The organism is Nocardioides xinjiangensis, assembly GCF_017916385.1.
Lineage (GTDB): Bacteria > Actinomycetota > Actinomycetes > Propionibacteriales > Nocardioidaceae > Nocardioides > Nocardioides xinjiangensis.
Genome location: NZ_JAFMSW010000001.1, coordinates 1,026,172 through 1,044,127, shown reverse-complemented (window position 1 = coordinate 1,044,127; position 17,956 = coordinate 1,026,172). Strand labels below are relative to the sequence as shown.

The following is a 17,956-nucleotide window of genomic DNA, read 5'->3' as shown; positions in this document are numbered from 1 at the left end:
CTCCGCGCCGGTCGCGGCGGCGTACAGCCGAGCGGCCAGCCGGTCCGACCACGACGCGCTCACCTGCGGCCCCGCGACCGGACGACGGCCGTGACCAGGCGCTGGTAGCCGGCGGGGGCGATGCGGCCCATCGCGTCGAGCACCCGGGCGTCGGGGCCGATGAGGACGCGCCTGCGGTTCGTGCGGACCCCGTCGACGATCACCTCGGCCGCCCTCGCCGGCGAGGTGATGAAGCTCTTCTCGAACTCGCGCGTGGCGGCCTCGGACGGCTTGCCGGTGGCGCCCGCGACGCTGTCGTCGACCCGGGCGGAGCGAGCGATGTTGGTCTTGATGCCGCCGGGGTGGACGCACGTGGCGCTCACGCAGGACCCGGTCAGCTCGAGGTCCTGGCGCAGCGACTCGGTGAAGCCGCGCACGGCGTACTTGCTGGCGTTGTAGCCGCTCATCAGCGGCTGGGCGGTGAGGCCGAAGACGCTGGAGATGTTGACCACGTGTCCCGAGCCGGAGCGCTCCAGGTGGGGGAGGAACGCCTTGGTGCCGTGCACGACGCCCCAGAAGTTCACGCCCATGATCCAGCGGTAGTCCTCGGTCGTCAGCGCGGCGACGGTGCCGGACAGCGCCACGCCGGCGTTGTTGAAGACCAGGTTCGCGCGGCCGTGGTCGGTCACGACGGCGTCCGCCCAGGCCAGGACGGCCGACTCGTCGGCGACGTCGACGACCGCGGTGCTGACCGCGCGCGCACGCCCCTCGAGCAGGCGCTCGGTCTCGGCGAGGCCCGCGCCGTCGACGTCCGACAGCGCCAGCCGGCAGCCCTCCCCGGCCAGGTGCAGGGCGAGGGCGCGGCCGATGCCGGAGCCCGCTCCGGTGATGGCGGCGACCTTGTCGTCCAGGTGCTTCATGCGTACGTCCTCTCAGTGGCGGTGCCGGGTGTGCCGGGTGTGCCGGCGGGGGTCGCGTGCGGCGTGGGCCGGTCGACGACGTGGTGCTCGGGGCGGAAGCGCCGCGCCAGGCGGCGGAAGGAGAAGGAGAACCCCGGGTACATCGCGGTCACCCTGCCCGAGCGCGACTGGTACCACGAGGTGCAGCCTCCGTCGTGCCAGACCGTGCGCTCCATCTCGCGGTGGATGTCGCGGGTGTAGGCGTCCTCCGCCTCCGCCGTGACCTCGACGCTGCGCGCCCCGGTGTCGAGGACGGTGCCGATGGCGCGCAGGAGGTACTCCATCTGTGACTCGATGACGAAGATCGCGCTGGTGTGGCCGATGCCGGTGTTCGGCCCGGTGACGACGAAGAAGTTGGGGAAGCCCGGCACGGTGGTGCCCAGGTACGCCCGCGGGTAGTCGTGCCAGAAGTCGGCGAGCCGGACGCCGTCGCGGCCGCGCACCTCGTAGGGGATCAGCCCGTCCGTGGCGTCGTACCCGGTGGAGAAGACGACGACGTCGAGGTCGAGGTGCTGCCCGGAGGCGGTGACGACGCCGGTCGCGTCGAAGTGGTCGATGCCGTCGTGCCGGTCGTGCAGCGTGGTGTTGCCCGCCGAGAGGGCCGGGTAGAGCGTGCTCGAGAGGATGATCCGCTTGCAGCCGATCGTGTAGTCGGGGGTGAGGGCGGCCCGGAGCGAGGGGTCGGGGACCTGCGCCCGAAGGTGCTCGAGCGCGTCGCGCTGGGCGACGAGGCGCAGCAGCCGCCGGCTGTGCTTGAAGCCGACGACGCGCGTCTCGAGCTTCCAGTAGATGGCGGTGCGGAGCAGCCGCTGCAGCGGCCGCAGGCGCAGCAGGCGGCGCTGCAGCGGGGTGAAGGTGCGGTCGTGCCGGGGGAGCACCCAGTGCGGGCTGCGCTGGAAGACGTGCAGCTCGGCGACCTCGGGCTGGATGGCCGGGATGACCTGGGCGGCGCTGGCGCCCGAGCCGACCACCGCCACGCGCTTGCCGGCGAGGTCGACGTCGTGGTCCCAGCCGTTGGTGTGGAACGTCGCGCCCGAGAACTCGCCGAGACCCTCGAACGGCGGGACGACGGGCGTGCTGAGGGGGCCCGACGCGTTGACGAGGAAGCGGGCCCGGCGCACGACGCCGTCGCTGGTGCGGACGCGCCACGCCTCCCCGTCCCAGTCGGCGCCCACGACCTCGGCACCGAGCACCGTGCGCTCGCGCAGCGACCACTTCTCGATGAGGTGCTCGGTGTAGGCACGCAGCTCCGCCTGGCCGGCGTACATCCGGCTCCACGGGTAGGGCTCGCCGGCGACGGAGTAGAGCGGGGACGGCACGTCCACCGCGGCGCCGGGGTAGGAGTTCTGGCACCAGGTGCCACCCATGAAGTCGCGCCGCTCGAGGATCTGGAAGTCCGTGATGCCTCGCCGGAGCAGGTTCATGGCGGCGACCTGGCCGCCGAAGCCGCTGCCGACGACAAGCACGGTGAGGGGTGGCTCCACGACGCCTCCGATCCGGAATCAGACGTCGTCACACTAAAGTGGCGACAGGCGATTCCGCATCAGCGGGTGACGCAGGTCACGCCGGCTGGGAGATGGCGGACGCCGCTCCGGCGAGGAACCGCGCGAGGGCGTCGCTCACCACGGCGCGTGCCGGGGTGAAGCCCGCACTGGTCCAGGTGACCACGGTGTGGCTGACCGCGCCGACGGTGGCGCTGGCGAGCAGCTCGCGCGCGGCGTCGGGGATGCCCGCGGCCCGCGGTTGCGGCAGCACGCCCAGCATCAGGTGGCCGAAGGACTGCATCCGCGCGAGGTACGTCGACTCGACCCGGCTGCTGATCCCGAGCACCTCGAACCACACGACCCGCGCCAGCCGGGGGTCGGACTCCACCACGGCGAGGAACGCGTCGAGCCCCCGGTGCGCGAGCTCGCGGACCTCGCCGTCCCCCTCGCCGAGCGCGGCGAGGGCCGCCTCCTCGAGCCGGCCGGTGCACTCGTCGTACACGGCGAGCAGCAGGTCCTCGGTGGAGTCGAACTGCTCGTAGAAGTAGCGGTCGCTGACCTTGGCCTCCCGGCACAGCTGGCGCACGGTCGTCGCCCGGTAGCCCGCGGTGCCGAAGAGCTCCAGGCCCGCGTCGAGGAGCTGCCGGCGGCGCCGGGTCAGCCGGTCGGTCGCCGACTCGCCGCCGTAGGTCCGCCCGCTCACGGGGGCATTGGACCACAGCGCCGTGATGACAGACTGCGCCCATGGACCTCACCGTCATCGTCCTCGCCGCCGGCGGCGGCACCCGCATGAAGTCGAAGACCATGAAGGTGCTGCACCCCGTCGCCGGGCGCTCCATGATAGGCCACGTGCTGCGTGCCGTGCAGGCCGTCGAGCCGACGAGCGTCGTCGCCGTCGTGGGCCACCAGCGCGAACAGGTCGCACCGCACATCACCGAGCTGCTGCCCGACGCCGTGCTGGCGGTCCAGGAGACGCAGGAGGGCACGGGGCACGCCGTGCGCATCGCGATGGAGGCGTCGGGCACGACCACCGGCACCGTGATCGTCGCGGCGGGCGACACCCCGCTGCTCGAGGGCGAGTCGCTGCGGGCGTTCGCGGCCGAGCACGAGGCGGCGCAGCGCGCGGTGAGCATCCTGAGCGGGCGGGTGCCGAACCCGTTCGGCTACGGCCGCGTCGTGCGCAACCACGAGGGCGACGTCGAGGCGATCGTGGAGGAGAAGGACGCCACCCCCGAGCAGCGCGAGATCGACGAGATCAACTCGGGGATCCTCGCCTTCGACGCCGAGTTCCTGGTCTCGGCGCTGCCGCGGATCACCAACGACAACGCCAACGGCGAGTACTACCTCACCGACGTCGTGGGCATCGCCCGCGAGGACGGCCTCACCGTCGGCGCCCACCTCATCGACGACGTCGCGCAGACCGAGGGCGCGAACGACCGTGCGCAGCTCGCCGAGCTCGGCAAGGAGCTCAACCGCCGCATCGTGACCCGCTGGATGAAGGACGGCGTCACGGTGATGGACCCGGCCACCACGTGGATCGAGGCCGACGTGGTCATCGAGCCCGACGCCACGATCCTGCCCGGCACGCAGCTCCTCGGGGCGACCGTCGTGCGCGAGGACGCGGTCGTCGGGCCCGACACGACGCTCAAGGACTGCGAGGTCGGGGTCGGCGCGAGGGTCGTGCGCACCCACGCCGAGCTCGCCGTGGTCGGCGACGGGGCGAGCGTCGGGCCGTTCGCCTACCTGCGGCCCGGCACCCGGCTGTGCGCCGGGGGCAAGATCGGCACGTTCGTGGAGACCAAGAACTCGACGATCGGAGAGCGCGCCAAGGTGCCGCACCTGTCCTACGTCGGCGACGCGGAGATCGGCGAGGGCGCCAACATCGGCGCCGGCACCATCTTCGCCAACTACGACGGCGTCGCCAAGCACCGCACGGTCATCGGCCGGCACGCCAAGACCGGGTCCAACAACACCTTCGTCGCCCCGGTCGAGGTGGGCGACGGCGCCGGGACCGCGGGCGGCACCGTCGTACGTCGCAACGTGCCGGCCGGCGCGCTGGCCGTGAGCAGCGCGCCGCAGCGCAACCTCGAGGGCTGGACGGAGTCCAAGCGGGCCGGGACGGCGCAGGCGGAGGCGGCGCGAACGGCACGTGAGCGTGTCGAGCGCGACTTGGAGGGCTGACCGCTTCTGTCGGTCGCACCGATCTCATCACTATTGGTGGCCTCGCGGGCGCCACCCGCCGTCACACTGCAGTGAGTGCGCCGGCGCCCTGCGCCGCGCAGCGGAGGGGGAGGCCGGTATGGGTGCAGTCCAGCAGCGCGTGGCCCGCTACACGCGGGAGGTGATTCGCTACGGCCGAGAGTCGGCCTCGGTCAGGGACTTCGCCCGGGTGATGCAGGTGCGGTTGTCCCAGTCCAAGGCGGGCCCGGTCGTCTGTCCGCGCCCCGTGGTGCGCCGCGTGCGTACGCGCGCGCTGGGCGAGGCGGTGCTGAGGTCCCACACCACGGACATCTCGGTGCTCGGCGAGCTGCTCGTCTGGGACGGCTACGAGCGGGCGGTCGCGCCGATGCCCGCCCCGCGCACCGTGCTGGATCTCGGGGCGAACACCGGCCTCGCGGCGCTGTGGTTCCTGCGCCGCTGGCCCGACGCCCACGTCGTCTGCGTCGAGCCAGAGGTCGGCAACGTGGCGACTCTGCGGACCAACCTGCAGGATCTCGACGCCCGGATCGTCCCCCACGCCGTGGGGGGAACGCGGCGTACCGCACAGCTCACCACGACCAACGGCGAGTTCGCTTTCACCATCACTGGCACTGCCGGTCAAGGCGTCCCGGTCGAGGTCGTCACCATGGACGACGTGCTCGCCGTGGGCGACCTGCCCTCGATCGACCTGCTCAAGGTGGACATCGAGGGCGCCGAGGCCGAGCTCTTCGCAGACTGCGCCGGGTGGATCGACCGAGTGCGCTGGATGGTGGTCGAGTGCCATGGCGGCTATGACGTGGAGCAGCTCCTCGCCGACTGCAAGCGAGGCGGTGCGGGGTTCGAGGTCACCGACCTCGACGAGAAGCCGGGATGGGGGTTCAGCGTGGTGACCGCGCGCCGGGTGGGGACATCCTCCGACCCGCTCTCCTGACGGAGTCTGTCCGCCAGGTTGTGGCCATCTGAACGGCCTGTGAACGGGACGGATTCGTTCCACGGGTGACCCCCGGGGTTGGGACGAGGCGCGACCGTGGGTCAGACTTCTTCCCAGCACCTCCGAACGATCCCCCGAGCCAGGAGTCGCGTCGCGTGACCGGAATGAAGCGGACCACCGAGAAGAACCTGATGGTCTTCAGTGGCCGGGCGTTCCCGGAGCTCTCCCAGGAGGTCGCCGACCTCCTCGAGACCGGGCTCGTCCCCCAGGACGCGCGGGCCTTCGCCAACGGCGAGCTCTACGTCCGCTACGAGGAGTCCGTGCGCGGGTGCGACGCCTTCGTGATCCAGAGCCACACGGCTCCGATCAACGAGTGGATCATGGAGCACCTGATCATGGTCGACGCGCTCAAGCGCGCCTCGGCCAAGCGGATCACGGTCGTCATGCCGTTCTACGGCTACGCCCGCCAGGACAAGAAGCACCGCGGCCGCGAGCCCATCTCGGCCCGCCTCGTCGCCGACCTGTTCAAGACCGCCGGCGCCGACCGGCTGATCACCGTCGACCTGCACGCCGACCAGATCCAGGGGTTCTTCGACGGCCCCGTCGACCACCTGATGGCGCTGCCGATCCTCACCGACTACGTCAAGGAGAAGTACGGCGACCAGCCCATCGCCGTCGTCTCGCCCGACGCCGGCCGGATCAAGGTCGCCGAGCGCTGGTCGGCCCGCCTCGGCGGCGTACCGCTGGCGTTCATCCACAAGACCCGCCGCATCGACGTGGCGAACGAGGTCGTCGCCAACCGCGTCGTGGGTGAGGTGGCAGGCAAGATCTGCATCCTCGCCGACGACATGATCGACACCGGTGGCACGATCGTGAAGGCCGCCGAGGCGTGCGTCGCCGCGGGCGCCGCGGGCGTCATCATCGCCGCGACCCACCCGATCCTGTCCGACCCGGCCGTCGACCGCCTCAAGAACTCCTCCGCCACGGAGATTGTCGTCACCAACACCCTGCCGATCCCCGCGGACAAGCAGTTCGACAAGCTGACGACCCTCTCGATCGCCCCGCTCATCGCCCGGGCCATCCGCGAGGTCTTCGAGGACGGGTCCGTGACGTCGATGTTCGACGGCCACGCCTGACCCCCGGCCGTCGCCCCACCCGCCCCAGGAATCCCCGCTTGAGCGGGGGATCGTGAACTTCCCGGGGTCTGCACGCCCCCATAAGTTCGCAATCCCCCGCCTAAGCGGGGGATTCGCGAGAGCCCCGAGCCCCCGACCTCAGAGCGTGCGGTCGAGGTCGTCGAGGGAGTCGTTCCACGACCGCGCCAGCACCGTCGGCACGTCGCCGGTCGCGAGGGCGGCGGCGACCGCGGCGCGCAGCTCCCGGCGTACGCCCTCGGTGAGCGGCAGCCGCGGGAAGGCGTCGCCGATGACGTCGCCCATCGCCTGGCCCGACCGGCGCGCGAGGTCGAGGCCGTCGCTGACGTAGCGGTCGAGGTAGGGCCGCAGCAGGTCGCCCTGCTCCCAGCCCCAGAAGCCCGCGCCCACGGCGTCGAACTCGTGGCTGCCGAGCTCGCCGCTCATCAGGCGGGACCAGGCCTCCGCCTTGGCCGCCTCGGTGGGCACCGCGGCGCGAGCCGTCAGGGCGGCGTGGTGGCCCGCGACCGACTTGTCGCGCTCGGACTCGGGGTCGATGTGCGAGGGGTCGCCGAGCTCGGCGAGCCGGTGCACCGCCGCCCACCGCACGCTCGGGTCCACGCCGTCGCGCGCCAGCCAGCCGACGAGGAAGTCGCGGTCCGCGCTGAGCCGCGCCAGCACGCGGGAGGCGCCGGGCGCGAGGGCCGGGTCACCGCCGTCGACGGCGCCCCGCGCGATGTCGGCCACCACCGAGAGGTGGGCGGCGACCTCGGCCGGCTCGTCGTAGCGCCGCACGACCGCCTGGAGGGCCTTCATGACGCCCTCGAAGACGAGCGGGTGGCGCTCCGGGCGCAGGTGCCGGTCGGCCAGGGCGACCAGCTCGCCGACCCCGATGACCGTGGACTCGGTGAGGTCGACGGCGGTCCACCACAGCATCGCCCGGGTCAGCTGCGACTCCACCGACGACAACCCGGCCGTGATCGCGGCCCAGGACTGCTCGTCCGGGCGGATCACCGCGAACGTCTCGTCGCCCGAGTTGGGCACCACGACGCGCCCGGCGAAGTCCTCGAGCCGCACCGGCTCGGCGCCCAGGTGCACGTCGCGGGAGTCCACGAGGCGCATCGCGTCGTCGTACGCCGACACGGTGAGACGGTGCGGTCGCGAGCCCTCGCGCGTCAGCACAGGGACGTCCCCGTCCCTGGTCACGACCAGGGTGTCGAAGCCCGTCGTGCGGAGCCAGGCGGCCGCCCAGGCGCGGACGTCGAGGTCGCTGGCGGCGTCGAGGGAGTCGAGGAAGTCGGCCAGGTCGGCGTTGCCGAACGCGTGGGAGGACAGGTGCCTGTTGACGCCGGCCAGGAAGTCCTCCTCGCCCAGCCAGTGGCCGAGCTGGGCGAGCGCCGCGTTGCCCTTGGCGTAGGTGATCATGTCGAAGTTCGCGAACGCGGTGTCGACGTCGACGATCTCCTCGGTGTCCTCGGCGATGGGGTGCGTCGAGCGGCGTCGGTCGGCCCGGTAGCCGGTGGGCTTGCGCGTGATGGCGGCGGACGTCCACGTGTCGGTGTATCCGGCCGCGACGCCGGCGACGTCGTAGCCCATGAAGTCGGCGAAGGACTCGTTGAGCCAGGAGTCCTCCCACCACTTCATCGTCACGAGGTCGCCGAACCACATGTGGGCCATCTCGTGGGCGATGACGGAGGCCATCCACTCGCGCTCGAGCTCGGTCGGCGTGCCCTGGACGAGCGCCTGGTCGCGGAACACCACGCAGCCGGGGAACTCCATGGCGCCCCAGTTGAGGCCGGGCGCGAAGACCTGCTGGTAGTCGGCATAGGGGTACTCCGGCTCGAAGACCGTCGTGTAGTGCTGGAAGCACGCGCTGGTGATGCGGCGCAGCTCCTCGGCGTCACGCCGCAGCTCGCGCTCCTGCGAGGCGCGCGCGTGCCAGCCGAACGGCAGCGTGCCGCCCGGCGCCGGGGCGTACGGCTCGTCCCAGGTCACCGACACCCACGGTCCACCGACGAGGGTGAACAGGTAGGACGAGAACGGCGGCGTCTGCTCGAAGACCCACGTGTCGGCCGTCCCGCCCGCCGAGCGCGACGCCAGCGCGCCGTTCGCCAGCACCGTCCAGTGCGAGGGGGCCGTCACCGACAGCGAGAACGTCGACTTGATGTCGGGCTGGTCGAAGCACGGGATCACCTTCTGGGTGATGTCCATCGAGGTGTGCGCGCAGACGTAGCGCTCGCCGTCCGCGGGGTCGATCGTCTCGGTCATGCCGTCGCCGTCGTGGACGTACGGCATCCGCGCGGTGACGCGGACCGTGTTGGTCTCCGCGAGGTCCGTCAGCGCGATGCGCCCGTCGGCGTACGGCGCCGGGCGGCCGTCGAGGGTGACGTCCGTGCCGCCGGTGAGCTCGAGGAACGACGACGCGCCCGGCTTCGTGCACCGGAACGAGATGGTGGCCTCGACGGCGAAGTCCTCGGTCGAGGTCAGGTCGAGGTGGAGCTCGGTGTGGACGTCGGTCAGCAGGTCGGCGCGCTCACGCGCCTCGGGCAGCATCAGGGGCACCGGGACACCCTAGGCGTCGCTCCTCGGGTCGAGCACCCGGGATTCGACCCGGCGCCTCGTGCGGGTCTAGAGTTCCGGGGTTGCCTCGGCGAGGGAGCCCGCACGACCGGGACTCCGTGATCGACTGGGCCGGAACGCCTCACCGCGCCGCGCCCACGATCCGGAGCGCGGCGTTCGTCGTCTCCGGCCCCCGAGGCCCGCGAACCGGGCCCCACGACGCAGGGGCCGACGACCTGACCAGCCCCACGTACGGAGAACATGATGTCTGCCCCCGAGAAGATCGCCGCCGAGTCGCGCACCGAGTTCGGCAAGGGCGCGGCTCGCCGCATCCGCCGCGCGAACAAGATCCCCGCCGTCATCTACGGCCACGGCAACGAGCCGGTCCACCTCATCCTGCCGGGACACCAGACGATGATGGCCCTCAAGCACGGCGGCGCCAACGCCCTGCTGTCGCTCGACGTCGACGGCTCCGAGCAGCTCGCGCTGACCAAGGACGTCCAGGTCGATCCGATCCGCCGTGTCATCGAGCACATCGACTTCGTCGCCGTCGTGCGCGGCGAGAAGGTCACCGTCGAGGTCCCGATCCACGTCGTGGGCGAGGCCGCCGCGGACACCCTCGTGGTCAACGAGAACGCCGTCGTGTCCGTCGAGGCCGAGGCCACCCACATCCCCGAGTTCTTCGAGGTGTCGGTCGAGGGCGCCGAGGTCGGCACCCAGGTCCTCGCCAAGGACCTCGCCCTCCCCTCGGGCACCACGCTGCTCGCCGACGACGAGCTGCTCATCGTCAACGTGACCCAGCAGATCTCCGCCGAGGCCCTCGAGGCGGAGCTGGAGAGCGCCGAGGCCGACGCCGGCATCGAGCACGACGCCCCGGCGTCCGCGGACGCCGAGGCCGACGCCGAGGGCACCGACTCCGAGTGACCCGGCGCATCTGCGCCTGCTGACCCCGTCGAGTCGGCGCTTGTGTCCAGCGGGATCCGGACACAAGCGCCGACTCGACGCCATTTCGGTGCGCACCAGCGCCGAGTCGACTGATTGGATGAGTGCCGTGAGTGACGCCTCGGACGTGTGGCTCGTCGTCGGCCTCGGCAACCCCGGCCCGGCGTACGCCGGTCACCGGCACAACATCGGCTACATGGTCACCGACGAGCTCGCCCGGCGGATGGGCTCACCGCCGGGGAAGGCGAGCTGGCGCGCGCACAAGACGGGTCGCGCCGACGTCGTCGAGGGCCGCCTGTCGCTCGGCGGGCCCCGCGTCGTCCTCGCCCGCGGCCGCGGCTGGATGAACGAGTCCGGCGGCCCGGTCAAGGCGCTCGCCACCTTCTACAAGGTGGACCCCGACCACGTCATCGCGATCCACGACGAGCTCGACATCGCGTTCGGCACGCTGCGGATCAAGCTCGGCGGTGGCGACAACGGCCACAACGGGCTCAAGTCGATGCGGTCCTCGCTGGGCACCGGCGACTTCTACCGCGTGCGAGCCGGCATCGGCCGCCCGCCGGGCCGCCAGGACGTCGCCGACTTCGTGCTGTCCAACTACTCCGCAGCCGAGCGCAAGGAGCTGCCGTTCCAGGTGTCCGACGCCGCCGACGCGGTCGAGTCGCTGATCACCGACGGCCTCGAGAAGACCCAGCAGCGCTTCAACTCCTGATCCACGCGCCCAGCAGCCTCCCCCGTATGGGGCATGTAGTGGCAGGCCCGGCGCCCTAGCGTCGAGGCATCGGCGGAGGGGGACGACGTGGCTGCTGGCGCCCATGGCCGGACGACACGGAGGCTGCTCGTGGGCACCGTCGTCGTGCTGGTCGCGGTGGTCGCCGCGCTGGAGGTCAGCGTGGTGGGGCGGCTCGACCGCATCGAGGGCGCCTTCGCCGACCTCGGCGCTCGGCCGCCCGCAGCAGCGGGGGAGACGGTGCTCATGGTCGGCACCCGTCCGCTGCAGGCCAACCCCGCGTCGGCCGACGCGGCCGGCGGCGACGTGTCGTGGCTGCCGGGGGAGCAAGCCGTGGAGTCGGTGATGCTCGTCGAGATCGCCGACGACCGTCGCCGCGTCGAGGTGGTGTCCCTCCCGTTGGAGGAGGAGCTCGTCGACGCCGTCGGTGCGGCCGCCCGTACGTCGGTCGCCGCGGTCGAGACCGGCACGGACCGTCGCGTCGATCATGTCATGGCGGTCGACTGGCAGATGCTGCGCGAGCTGGGCTACCTTAGCAGGACGCCGCTGCACTACCGGTACGGGTCGTCGCCCGGGGAGCAGCAGGACTTCCTGCAGCCCGTGCTGAGGAACACGTTGCACGCCGAGATGCGCCGTGAGCCCTGGAACGTCTACCAGGTGCTTCGGGCCGCCTCGGGCGGCACGGCCCTCGACGACACGTGGTCGCTCCTCGAGCTGCACGCGCTGCTGCTCTCGCTGCGCGACCTGCGCTCGGCCGACATCACGTTCAGCACGGCCGACCCGACCTGACGGCCCGGCGCGACGCCGAGGCCGCCAGCGCAGACGGGCGGCCGCCGGCAGCCTCACCAATATGTGGCAAAGCCCCCGCCGGCGCGTCAACGGGCGGACGCGGCGCACCACGATGACCGACGGACGGGCGGTCCGTCCGCACGGGGGAGCGGAGTGATGGATGGCTGAGGTCGGCGTCGTCATCCCGGCGCACAACGAGGCCGCGACGATCGGCCGGACCCTGGCTGCGCTCAGGCGCGGCGTCGACGCCGGTCGGCTCGACGTGGTCGTGGTCGCCAACGGGTGCACCGATGACACCGCCGGGCGCGCACGCGCCTGCGAGCCGCCCGTGCGGGTCCTGGAGATTGCGCAGCCGTCGAAGGTCGAGGCCGTCCGCGTGGGCAACGCGGCGGTGCACGTCTTCCCCCGGGTCCACCTCGACGCGGACATCGAGTTGAGCGGTGAGGACGTGCTGCACCTGGTCCGAGTGCTCAGCTCCGGTGAGGCGCTCGCCGCAGCGCCCCGCCGGGTCGTGCCGCGCGAAGGGTGCTCGTGGCCGGTGCGCTGGTTCTACGACGTGTGGGAGGAGCTCCCGCAGGTCGCGAGCGGGCTCTTCGGCCGGGGCGTCGTGGTCGTGACCGCGGAGGGCCAGCGCCGTCTCGATGCCCTGCCGCCCGCGCTGGGCGACGACCTCGCGATGTCCGAGGCCTTCGACGACAGCGAGCGGCTCGTGGTCGAGGAGGCGGTCGCCGTCGTCCACCCGCCGCGCACCCTCGCCGACCTCGTCCGCCGGCGCATCCGCATCGTGACCGGCAACCGGGAGGCCGACGCCAACGGCACGCGTCGCGCGACGTCCCGCACCACCCCGGGCACGCTGGCGCGACTCGTGCTGCGACAGCCGCGGCTGGCAGGCCCGGCAATCGTGTTCCTCGCCGTGCACGTGGCGGCGACCATCGGCGCCCAGCGCGCTTCTCGGACCGGCGACACCACCTGGCAGCGCGACGAGAGCTCGCGCGTGCCGCTCGATTCGACCAGTGCTACCGGGAGGTCAGCGTGACCGTGCTCCTTGTCGCCAATGACGGCGGCCACATCATGCAGCTGCACACCCTGCGCCCGCGCCTGGACGTCGAGGACGTCGTGTGGGTGACGCCGCGCACCCCGCAGACCGAGTCGCTGCTCGCCGGCGAGGTCGTGCACTGGACCGAGCCCTGCCCGCCACGCGACCCGGCCGCGGTGATGCACAACGCCGCCCGGTGCCGCGTGCTGTTCGAGCAGTACGCCGTCACGCTGGTGGTCAGCACAGGCGCCGCCCTGGCCCTGGCGGTGCTGCCGCAGGCCCGGATGCGCAACATCGAGACGGTCTACATCGAGTCGGCGACGAGGTACGACGCGCCGTCGCTATCGGGTCGGATGCTGGCGATGATGCCGGGCGTGCGGACCTTCAGCCAGTCGACGGCGCTGCACACGCGCCGCTGGACCTACCTCGCGTCGCCGTGGGAGCTCTACGAGTCCGTCCAGCAGGCACCGCGGCCGGTCTCGCGGATGGTCGTGAGCCTGGGGACGCAGGAGGGCTACGGGTTCCGCCGCCTCGTCGAGCGCCTGGTGCCGCTGGTGCCGGCCGGCACCGAGGTGCTCTGGCAGACCGGAGCCACCGACGTCAGCGGCCTCGGCATCGACGCACGCCCATCCGTGCCGTCCGCCGAGATGGCCGCCGCGATAGCGGAGGCTGACGTCGTGGTCGCGCACGCCGGCACCGGCATAGCGCTGATGGCGCTCGAGAACGGCACGTTCCCGGTGCTCGTGCCGCGCCGCGCCCGGCACGGTGAGCACGTCGACGACCACCAGCTGACCATCGCGCTCGAGCTCAGCCTGCGCGACCTGTGCGTCTCACGCGACGCTGACAGCCTCAAGCTCTCCGACCTCGAGCACGCCGCTGCTCGGCGCGTCGTGAAGTCCGCGACGGCGTCCGTCCTGGACCTCGTGCCGCGCCCGAGACGCACCGTCGCGGGCCCAGTGCCGGCCCCCGTCGGCTAGGCGCTCACTTCGTCACGAAGCGCCACCCATTTCTGCCGGATTCTCAATTTACCCGATTTGGGGTACGCGGTGACATGGCCGCTCGTCACGACGCCTCGGACGCCGGCGCTCACTCATACCGCAGATGAGGCAGTTCCACGCGTGATCCGCCGTTGGCCGAACGCCCCAAGTAGCAGCACCAGCGTCCGGCGGCGCGCGTCCCCGCGACCCCTCGCCGACGGCATGAACGGACCGTCCGGTAGCGCGCAGGTTTTATGCCCCTCCGCCGTTCTGCTAGTTTCCCTGCGGTCGCTCGCCGGTGCCCCTAACGTGTGAGATCAGCACCACTACGCGGCGAGCGACGAGCGGACGGGTCCGCCTCCTGAAAGTCACCTGACACGTGCCGGGCCCTCCGTTCCTGCAGGTCCAGCCCCCAGGTTGGGTCTCGATGCCCGTGGCGCGCGCCCTCATTCGGCGTGCGCCGACCCCCCGAGCGGAGAACCCTCAATTGTCGAACATCATGAGCACGTCCCTGACCAGAGTCCTCGTTGCCGCAGTCGGCACCGCCATGAGCCTCGGTGCGCTCCAGTCGAGCGCCGGAGCCCTCGACAGCGCAGACCGCAGTGGCGCTGATCGCGGGGCAGACGCCACGGCTGCTGCGAAGCCCGCCGCGGGATCGAAGTCCGAGTCGAAGGAGCGCAAGCGCCTCACGATCACGAAGGACGGCACCGTCGTCGATGGAGCCCGCGTCCACGGATCGATCTCGGTCAAGGCGGACAACGTCACGATCAAGGACACCACCGTGAAGTTCGGTGGCTACCACAGCATCCGCATCTTCCCCGGCGCGGAGGGGACGAAGATCCTCCGCACGACGATCAAGTGCCGGGCCAACCGCACCAACGGCATCGTCTTCGGCAACTACCTCGCCCGCAAGGTCCGGGTGAACGACTGCCGCAACGACTTCATGAGCAGCAAGCGCAACCCGGCCGTCGTGCTCAAGAGCTGGGTCGACGGCAAGCCGTTCGAGATCAAGGCGCCGACCACCACGACCACGGTGCTCACCCCGCCCCCGCCGCCCTCGACCGGCCGGCCCAACGCGTCCAACACGGGCGTCCCGGCGGGGACGAAGCTGCGTCCGTCCGGCGGCATGACGATCACCGAGGACGGGACGGTCATCGACGCGCTCCACGTCCAGGGCTCGATCACCATCGAGGCCGACAACGTCACGATCCGCAACTCCCTGATCCAGACCGACACCGACGGGTACCCGATCCACGTCGACGGCGGCGCGACCGGTGCCCTGATCGAGAACGTCGAGATCGACAACATGGGCGGCACCGGCATCGGGATCCTCTTCTCCACCGACAGCAGCGGCACCGTCCGGCGTGCCAACATCCACTCTGCTGAGGATGGAGTGCGCATCCAGGGCGATGACGTGTCGCTGGAGTACTCCTACGTCCACGACCTGCAGCGGCAGCCCGGTGGGCACCACGACACGGTGCAGATCCGCAGCGGGGACAACATCACCCTGCTGGGCAACACGCTGCTGCCGTACGTCGAGTCGACGGGTGACCCGATGAACGCGGCGCTCCAGATCGGTTCCCTCCTGGGTGACGACCAGATCTCCAACCTGCGCGTCGTCGGCAACTACATGAACGGCGGCAACTACACGATCAACGGCGGCAGCGACGGCATCGTCGACAGCGCTGTCTACAGCGGCAACCGGTTCGGTCGCGACTATCGCTACGGCGTCGTCGGCAACATGGACGGTGCGAGCACGTGGGACAACACCAACGTGTGGGACGACAGCAGCAGCCCGGCGCGCTGACGACACCGTTGCACCGTTACGCCTTCGGACCTCGTCGGCTGCTCCGGCAGTCGACGGGGTCCGTCGCGTTATCATCCTGTACGGGCGCGGGTCCGGGAGGTGAAGGTGCGATGGAAGCCCCGTCGAGCACGCCGCGTTGCCGGCGGGCACGCCCCACCGGGCGCCGGCCGGGTCGCGCGTCCTGGGTCGCCCTCGTCGGCGTCCTCGCCCTCCCGGCCTGCAGCGACCCGAGGCCCGACGCGGGACCCCCACCCTCACCCACGCCGTTTACGCCGTCCACCGAGAAGTCTGCCCCCGACTCGACCGCGCGCCCGCCCTCCGGCCCGTGGTCGGGCCCGGCTTCTGAGGGTCCGGCCGATCGCTCGTCCGAGCGTCCTGGCGAGTCGAGCACCGGGGTGCCGGCAGGCAGGACGCTGCGTCCCTCGGAGGGGCTGACCGTCACCAAGGACGCCACCGTCCTGGAGGGGCTCCATATCCAGGGTCGAGTCACCATCGCGGCGGACGACGTCATCCTGCGGGAGTCCCTGGTGCAGACGGACACCTCGACCTATCCCATTCACGTGACCGACGACGCGACCGGCGTCCTCATCGAGGACGTCGAGGTCGACAACCTGGGTGGCACTGGGATCGGCATCCTCATCTCGAGCGGCAGCACCGCCACGATCCGGCGTGCCGACATCCACTCCGCCGAGGACGGGATCCGCATCCAGGGCGATGACGTGACGATCGAGGACTCCTATGTCCACGACCTGCAGCGCCAGTCGGGCGGGCACCACGACACCATCCAAATCCGTAGCGGGGACAACGTCACTCTGGAGGGCAACACGCTGCTGCCCTACGACGAGTCGACGGGCGATCCGATGAACGCAGCCCTCCAGATCGGTTCCCTCCTGGGTGACGACCGGATCTCCAACCTGCGCGTCATCGACAACTACATGAACGGCGGCAACTACACGATCAACGGCGGCAGCGAGGGGATCGTCGACAGCGCTTTCTACAGCGGCAACCGGTTCGGCCGCGACTACCGCTACGGCGTCGTCGGCAACATGGACGCCGCAAGCACGTGGGACGACTCCAACGTCTTCGACGACACCGGCGATCCGGCTCGCTGATCCGGACCGCCCGCCCCGCGCGTCGCGTACTGTCCCTGCAAGCGCATCGGTCACCAGGGGAGGTCGGCTCATGGGGCTCCGGACGCGACCAGCGCAGTCCACCAGGGACGACGTCGACGAGCTCCTCGTCGAGGTCGTGCGCCAGTCGGAGGTGCTGCCGCCCGTGGCGGCGCACGCCCACCCCGACCTCGTGCAGGCGGCTCGCTTCCACCGGATCGCTCCACTCGTGCACGTGGCGCACCGGGACGCGGCACCGGACGTCGCGCGCCTGTTCCGGGAGGACCGCATGCGGGCGATCACCATGCACCTGCGCTCGTGTGCCGCCCTGCAGCAGCTGAGCTCCGCGCTCGGCGACGTCGAGTGGGTGACGTTCAAGGGCCCCGTCTACTCCGAGCACGCGCACCCGGTCCCCGGCCTGCGCGCCTACAACGACGTCGACGTGCTGGTGGACCCCTCACGCCTCCGTGCGGTGAGCCGCAGGCTGGGCGAGGCCGGCTGGCGCATCGCGGACTACGAGGACATGCTGCTCAACCGGGCGGTGCCCGGCGAGATGCACTGGGTCAGCACCTCCGGAGTCCTCGTCGACCTTCACTGGTCGATGATCAACATGGCCTCGCGTCGCCGACTCTTCGACGTGCCCACCGCAGACCTGCTGCACCGGCGCGTGCCGGTGCTGCTCGGGACGCAAGAGGCCTGGACGCTGGACCCGGCCGACACGCTCGTGCACGCGTGCCTGCACGCAGCGCTGTCTGGCGCGAACAAGTTGATCTACCTCGTCGACGTCGACCGGCTGAGCCGCTCCATCACCGACTGGGACGACCTGGCGGACCGAGCGCGGCAGTGGCGCGCGCAGGTGCAGGTGGCCCTCGTGCTGGGGCGGTCGCAGCGGGTGCTGGGCACGACGTTCCCGACAGATCTGCCGTCGCGCCTGCGCGTGCCGCGGTCGCTTCAGGCGGCCATGGTGCTGACCGACCGGGTCGCGCCCGTGCCGCACGGACGGACGAATGCGGGCCTGAACAGGTTCGTCGCCCGAGCCGTCCGCGCGAGCGGACCTGCGACGCTCGCCGCCGCCGGCCGCAACGCGACGCGGTGGCTGGGCGATCGGCGCTCTACCCCCGCGCACGGGGAGGGCCCGCGCCGCGGAGCCGACGAGACCGCGCTGGAGGTCTACCTCGCCGCCGTGGAGTCTGCCGCCCGCGCCTCGGTAGGCCTGGGGCCGCCCCCATCCGCGGCCCGCCGCTCGGGCGCCTGACCGCCGGCTGCGCCGACCGGTGGAAGGGGTCTGGTCCAGTGAGTGGCTCGAGGCCTGAAACCTTCCG

The 17,956-nt window shown here is 71.6% G+C and carries 15 protein-coding genes; 11 read left to right on the top strand and 4 right to left on the bottom strand.

The genetic code is table 11. The features are described 5' to 3' along the window. Positions 1-59 precede the first annotated feature (59 nt). From J3P32_RS04965 to J3P32_RS04955, 3 genes are all read right to left on the bottom strand, one after another. A complete protein-coding gene (locus J3P32_RS04965; RefSeq protein WP_210438724.1) occupies positions 60-899 on the bottom strand; it encodes an SDR family NAD(P)-dependent oxidoreductase in 840 nt (279 codons plus the stop codon). Further along, positions 896-2,422 (bottom strand): flavin-containing monooxygenase, encoded by a 1,527-nt coding sequence (locus tag J3P32_RS04960; RefSeq protein WP_210438723.1) that lies wholly within the window; start codon positions 2,420-2,422, stop codon positions 896-898. The genes J3P32_RS04965 and J3P32_RS04960 overlap by 4 nt, the downstream gene beginning before the upstream one ends. A gap of 76 nt (positions 2,423-2,498) precedes the next feature. After that, a complete protein-coding gene (locus J3P32_RS04955) occupies positions 2,499-3,125 on the bottom strand; it encodes a TetR/AcrR family transcriptional regulator (protein ID WP_210438722.1) in 627 nt (208 codons plus the stop codon). Between the two features lie 41 nt (positions 3,126-3,166). Between J3P32_RS04955 and glmU the strand changes: the two genes are divergently transcribed. The 3 genes from glmU to J3P32_RS04940 all read left to right on the top strand — a co-directional run bounded on the left by glmU (position 3,167) and on the right by J3P32_RS04940 (position 6,688). After that, positions 3,167-4,603 carry a bifunctional UDP-N-acetylglucosamine diphosphorylase/glucosamine-1-phosphate N-acetyltransferase GlmU gene (gene glmU / locus J3P32_RS04950; protein ID WP_210438721.1) on the top strand — a complete coding sequence of 479 codons (1,437 nt, stop codon included), beginning with the start codon at positions 3,167-3,169 and terminating at the stop codon, positions 4,601-4,603. Positions 4,604-4,721: 118 nt separating this feature from the next. Further along, positions 4,722-5,552 carry an FkbM family methyltransferase gene (locus tag J3P32_RS04945; RefSeq protein WP_210438720.1) on the top strand — a complete coding sequence of 277 codons (831 nt, stop codon included), beginning with the start codon at positions 4,722-4,724 and terminating at the stop codon, positions 5,550-5,552. 164 nt (positions 5,553-5,716) lie between these two features. Further along, positions 5,717-6,688, top strand: coding sequence for a ribose-phosphate diphosphokinase (locus J3P32_RS04940; RefSeq protein ID WP_210438719.1), 972 nt, complete (start codon positions 5,717-5,719; stop codon positions 6,686-6,688). Positions 6,689-6,826: 138 nt separating this feature from the next. Here J3P32_RS04940 and pepN read toward each other — a convergent pair whose 3' ends face one another. Next, positions 6,827-9,238 (bottom strand): aminopeptidase N, encoded by a 2,412-nt coding sequence (gene pepN, locus J3P32_RS04935; RefSeq protein WP_246850629.1) that lies wholly within the window; start codon positions 9,236-9,238, stop codon positions 6,827-6,829. Between the two features lie 270 nt (positions 9,239-9,508). Here pepN and J3P32_RS04930 point away from each other — a divergent pair, with 270 nt between their 5' ends. The 8 genes from J3P32_RS04930 to J3P32_RS04895 all read left to right on the top strand — a co-directional run bounded on the left by J3P32_RS04930 (position 9,509) and on the right by J3P32_RS04895 (position 17,889). After that, positions 9,509-10,168, top strand: a complete 660-nt coding sequence (locus tag J3P32_RS04930) for a 50S ribosomal protein L25/general stress protein Ctc (RefSeq protein ID WP_210438717.1) — start codon at positions 9,509-9,511, stop codon at positions 10,166-10,168. A gap of 127 nt (positions 10,169-10,295) precedes the next feature. Further along, a complete protein-coding gene (gene pth / locus J3P32_RS04925) occupies positions 10,296-10,898 on the top strand; it encodes an aminoacyl-tRNA hydrolase (protein ID WP_210438716.1) in 603 nt (200 codons plus the stop codon). A 129-nt stretch (positions 10,899-11,027) separates the two neighbouring features. Then, positions 11,028-11,705 (top strand): hypothetical protein, encoded by a 678-nt coding sequence (locus J3P32_RS04920; RefSeq protein WP_210438715.1) that lies wholly within the window; start codon positions 11,028-11,030, stop codon positions 11,703-11,705. Between the two features lie 160 nt (positions 11,706-11,865). After that, a complete protein-coding gene (locus J3P32_RS04915; RefSeq protein WP_210438714.1) occupies positions 11,866-12,741 on the top strand; it encodes a glycosyltransferase in 876 nt (291 codons plus the stop codon). After that, complete coding sequence (locus tag J3P32_RS18395; protein ID WP_210438713.1) at positions 12,738-13,718, top strand: glycosyltransferase; 981 nt, start codon at positions 12,738-12,740, stop codon at positions 13,716-13,718. Before J3P32_RS04915 ends, J3P32_RS18395 begins: the two co-directional genes overlap by 4 nt. A gap of 499 nt (positions 13,719-14,217) precedes the next feature. Next, positions 14,218-15,525, top strand: a complete 1,308-nt coding sequence (locus J3P32_RS04905; RefSeq protein ID WP_210438712.1) for a right-handed parallel beta-helix repeat-containing protein — start codon at positions 14,218-14,220, stop codon at positions 15,523-15,525. A 395-nt stretch (positions 15,526-15,920) separates the two neighbouring features. Next, positions 15,921-16,637 carry a right-handed parallel beta-helix repeat-containing protein gene (locus tag J3P32_RS04900; protein ID WP_210438711.1) on the top strand — a complete coding sequence of 239 codons (717 nt, stop codon included), beginning with the start codon at positions 15,921-15,923 and terminating at the stop codon, positions 16,635-16,637. A gap of 70 nt (positions 16,638-16,707) precedes the next feature. Next, on the top strand, positions 16,708-17,889 hold the full coding sequence (locus J3P32_RS04895; RefSeq protein WP_210438710.1) for a nucleotidyltransferase domain-containing protein: 1,182 nt from the start codon (positions 16,708-16,710) through the stop codon (positions 17,887-17,889). Positions 17,890-17,956: the final 67 nt, after the last annotated feature.

Bases quoted from the DNA above. Each gene is read 5' to 3' on its own strand.
- J3P32_RS04930 (WP_210438717.1), top strand. From the start codon at position 9,509: ATGTCTGCCCCCGAGAAGATCGCCGCCGAGTCGCGCACCGAGTTCGGC.
- J3P32_RS04945 (WP_210438720.1), top strand. From the start codon at position 4,722: ATGGGTGCAGTCCAGCAGCGCGTGGCCCGCTACACGCGGGAGGTGATT.
- J3P32_RS04895 (WP_210438710.1), top strand. From the start codon at position 16,708: ATGGGGCTCCGGACGCGACCAGCGCAGTCCACCAGGGACGACGTCGAC.
- J3P32_RS04915 (WP_210438714.1), top strand. From the start codon at position 11,866: ATGGCTGAGGTCGGCGTCGTCATCCCGGCGCACAACGAGGCCGCGACG.
- glmU (WP_210438721.1), top strand. From the start codon at position 3,167: ATGGACCTCACCGTCATCGTCCTCGCCGCCGGCGGCGGCACCCGCATG.
- pepN (WP_246850629.1), bottom strand. From the start codon at position 9,238: ATGCTGCCCGAGGCGCGTGAGCGCGCCGACCTGCTGACCGACGTCCAC.
- J3P32_RS04905 (WP_210438712.1), top strand. From the start codon at position 14,218: ATGAGCACGTCCCTGACCAGAGTCCTCGTTGCCGCAGTCGGCACCGCC.
- J3P32_RS04965 (WP_210438724.1), bottom strand. From the start codon at position 899: ATGAAGCACCTGGACGACAAGGTCGCCGCCATCACCGGAGCGGGCTCC.
- J3P32_RS04940 (WP_210438719.1), top strand. From the start codon at position 5,717: ATGAAGCGGACCACCGAGAAGAACCTGATGGTCTTCAGTGGCCGGGCG.